The 3313-nt window shown below is 68.5% G+C and carries 4 protein-coding genes; 2 read left to right on the top strand and 2 right to left on the bottom strand.

Going from position 1 to position 3313, the window contains the following annotated elements; translation table 11 throughout:
• On the top strand, positions 1 to 1143 hold a 1143-nt coding region (locus ABY44_RS00850), incomplete at its 5' end, for an FAD-binding oxidoreductase (RefSeq protein WP_431640740.1).
• 62 nt (positions 1144 to 1205) lie between these two features.
• Positions 1206 to 1418, top strand: a complete 213-nt coding sequence (locus ABY44_RS00845) for a hypothetical protein (RefSeq protein WP_230948787.1) — start codon at positions 1206 to 1208, stop codon at positions 1416 to 1418.
• A gap of 100 nt (positions 1419 to 1518) precedes the next feature.
• Here ABY44_RS00845 and ABY44_RS00840 read toward each other — a convergent pair whose 3' ends face one another.
• Both ABY44_RS00840 and ABY44_RS00835 read right to left on the bottom strand, forming a co-directional pair.
• Positions 1519 to 2871, bottom strand: coding sequence for a TRAP transporter large permease (locus tag ABY44_RS00840; protein WP_060170270.1), 1353 nt, complete (start codon positions 2869 to 2871; stop codon positions 1519 to 1521).
• A 4-nt stretch (positions 2872 to 2875) separates the two neighbouring features.
• Positions 2876 to 3313: TRAP transporter small permease (locus tag ABY44_RS00835; RefSeq protein ID WP_431640738.1), on the bottom strand; the 438-nt coding region annotated here is incomplete at its 5' end.

Raw genomic sequence — 3313 nt, 5'->3', positions numbered from 1 at the left:
TGCGTGGTGTCGTTCGACCGGATGCGCGCCGTTCGCGCGTTCGACGCGGCGAATCGCAGCATCACGGTCGAGGCCGGCGCGCGGCTGTCCGACATCAACCGCGTGGCGGCCGACGCCGGCCTCTGCCTGCCGGTCGACCTCGGCAGCGATCCGGCGGCCGGCGGCCTCGTCGGCGCCAACGCGGGCGGCAGCCGGCTGATCAAGTACGGCGACGTGCGCCGCAACGTACTCGGCGTCGAAGTCGTGCTCGCCGATGCGGCGGGCACCGTGATCGACGCGCTCGCGCCGCTGCGCAAGCGCAACGCGGGTTTCGACGTCACGCAATGCTTCATCGGCGCGAACGGCGCCCACGGGCTCGTGACGGCCGTGTCGTTCGCGCTCGCGCCGCTCGAACGGTCGTCGTGTGCCGCGTTCGTCGCGTTTGCGTCGTACGACGCGGCGCTCGCCGGCCTGCTCGCGTTCGAGCGTGCGTTCGGCGAGATGCTGTCGGCGTTCGAATTCATGTCGGCCGCGGCCGTCGGCTGCGTCGCCGCCGCGTTTCCGGCGCTGCGCATTCCGTTTGAAGCCGACGCCGCCGCATGCTACGCGCTCGTCGAGATCGCGACCGGCATGCCGGGGCTCGACGGGCTGCTCGAGGAACGCACGATTGCGACGCTCGACACGCTGGCAGGCGAACGCGTGGTGCTCGACGCGGCCTGTGCGCCGGCCGAACGGTTCTGGCGGATCCGCGATGCACTGCCGGTCGCGGTTGCGCAGCACGGCATTCCGCTGTCGTTCGACGTGTCGTTTCCGCGCGGCGCGCTGGCCGCATTCGTCGCCGATGCCGAGCAATGGATCACGGCGGCGCATCCGTCGCTGCGCTGTCACGCGTTCGGTCATTTCGGCGACGGCGGCTGCCATCTCGTCGTGTCGATCCCCCACGCCGACGCGGAGCGCTACGGGCCGCTGCAGCAGGTGGCGCTGCGCGGCGCGCTGTACGAGCGCGTCGTGCGGGCCGGCGGCTGCTTCAGCGCGGAGCACGGCGTCGGGCCGGTCAACGTCGCGTATTACCGCAAGCACGTGCCGGCCGCGCAACGGGAACTCGCCGCCGTCATCCAGCACGCCGTCGATCCGTTGGGGTTGATCGGGCGGGTCCGCTATTGATGCGCCGATTCGCGGCGCCAGGGAGAAATCGCATGATGCTTCGACACCCGCCCGGCCCGGGTATGGCTTCCGAACCGGATACCGACCCGCCGCTCTCCGGCATTCCGGCCACGCTGCCCGACTCGGGAGCCGTGATCAACGTGCGAGGGGTGGCCTACGTGATCCCGCTGCCGCCCCGCGATCATGCGCGCCCGGCGCTGTGGCGCGAGCTGGCGGATCGGCGCGACGAACGGTCGGCCGATGGAAACGGAGAACCGGAGGCGCGGCAGGATTGAGCGGGCATGTGCGCTCCGGTGAATTGAAAGGGCACCGCGCAAACGAACGCGGCGCCGGACACCCTCGGTCGTCCGGCGCCGCGTCAGGCGACGCATACGATCAGAACACCGCGTGCCCGCTGATCAGGCTGGGCAGCCAGGTCGAGAAGAACGGCATGTAAGTGACGATGTTGATCGCACTGAAGATCGCGAGGTAATACGGCCACGCCATCTTCGTCGTCTCCCCGATCGACACGTTGCCGATCGCGCAGCCGACGAACTGCACCGAGCCGATCGGCGGATGCACGAGGCCGAGCGAGCAGTTCAGCAGCAGCATGATCCCGAACTGCACCGGCCCGACACCGCACGCCATCGCGATCGGCAGGAACAGCGGCGTCGTGATCAGGATGTGCGCGGCCATGTCGACGAACGTGCCGAGGAACACCTGGATGATGTTGATGTACAGCAGCATCAGCCACGGCGCGGCAGTCGACTGCTTCAGCAGCCCCTCGATCGCATCCGGAATCTCCAGGTACGACATCTGGAAGCGCAGCATGTTGGACACCGCGATCAGCAGCAGCACGACCCCCGTCGTGCGCGCCGCATGCGACAGCGCGCGGCGCAGCTTCGCGGCCGTCAGCGTGCGGTACACGACCGCGGTCAGCACGAGCGAGTACACGACGGCGATCGCGGCGGCTTCGGTCGCGGTCGCGATCCCCTTCGCGACGCACACGAGGATGATCGCGATCACCATCAACCCGGGCACCGCGCCGACGAAGCTGCGCAGCACCGCATACCAGCCGGGAAACGCGGGCAGCGCGGACGAACCGTCTTCACGGCGCGGGTAGCCGTGGCGCACCGCCTGCCAGTACGCGGCGGCGAGCACGAAACCCATCACCCACAACACCGGCAGCAGCCCGGAAAACAGCAGGTCGCCGATCGACACGCCGCTCACCGGCTGGCCGTGCAGCATCCCGGTGATGCCCTGTGCGGCGAACGCGTAGATGATCATGTTGGTCGACGTCGGCATCAGCGCGCCGGCGAGCGACGCATGCGTCGTCACGTTGACCGCGTACGCGGCGCTGTAGCCTTCGCGCTTCATCAGCGGAATCACCACGCCGCCCATCGCCGACGTATCGGCGGTCGGCGAGCCCGACACGCCGCCGAACAGCGTGCAGGCGACGACGTTCGCCATCCCGAGGCCGCCGCGGAAGTGGCCGACGGTCGCCTGCGCGAAGCGCAGGATCCGGTCCGCGATGCCGCCGTGCAGCATCAGTTCGCCGGAGAAGATGAAGAACGGTACCGCGAGGAACGAGAACGCATTCATCCCCGAGATCATCGCCTGCATCGCGGTCGCGATCGGCAGGCCTTCGACCATATAGGTCAGCACGCAGGCGATGCCGAGCGCGAACGACACGGGCACGCCGAGCACGAGGAAAATCAGAAAACTGACGGACAGGATCGCGAGTTCCATGGCGTTATTGCCCCGGCGAAGAACGACGAAGCGCGAGCAGGTGCTCGAGCGAGAAGAGGATGATGGCGATCGCGGCCGGCATCGCGATCAGGTAGCGCACGCCTTCGGGCAGACCGATGATCGGAATGCGGTCGCCCATCGTCTCGGCGGCCATGCTGCCGCAGCCGGCCATGATCATGATCGCGAACGCGATCAGGCTCACGTGCTGGATCGCGATCACCACCGTGCGCGACTTGGGCGGCAGCCGGCGCACGAGCGAATCGAGGCCGATGTGTCCACCGTCGCGCACCTTCATCGCCGCGCCGAACATCGCGATCACGATCACGAGCAGCAGCGCGATCGGCTCCACGAAATCCGGCGCGTTCTCGAACACGTAGCGCATCACGACCGCGTAGAACACCAGCACCGTCAGCACCGCCAGGCACGCCGACGCGATCACGGC

It is taken from the genome of Burkholderia sp. ZZQ-2, assembly GCF_050768715.1.
In the GTDB taxonomy this organism is placed as follows: domain Bacteria; phylum Pseudomonadota; class Gammaproteobacteria; order Burkholderiales; family Burkholderiaceae; genus Burkholderia; species Burkholderia cepacia.
The sequence above is the reverse complement of the archived record's forward strand: the minus strand, read 5'-3'. Positions and strand labels throughout refer to the sequence as shown.

Coding starts and splice junctions, on each gene's coding strand:
- ABY44_RS00845 (WP_230948787.1), top strand. CDS start 1,206: ATGGCTTCCGAACCGGATACCGACCCGCCGCTCTCCGGCATTCCGGCC.
- ABY44_RS00840 (WP_060170270.1), bottom strand. CDS start 2,871: ATGGAACTCGCGATCCTGTCCGTCAGTTTTCTGATTTTCCTCGTGCTC.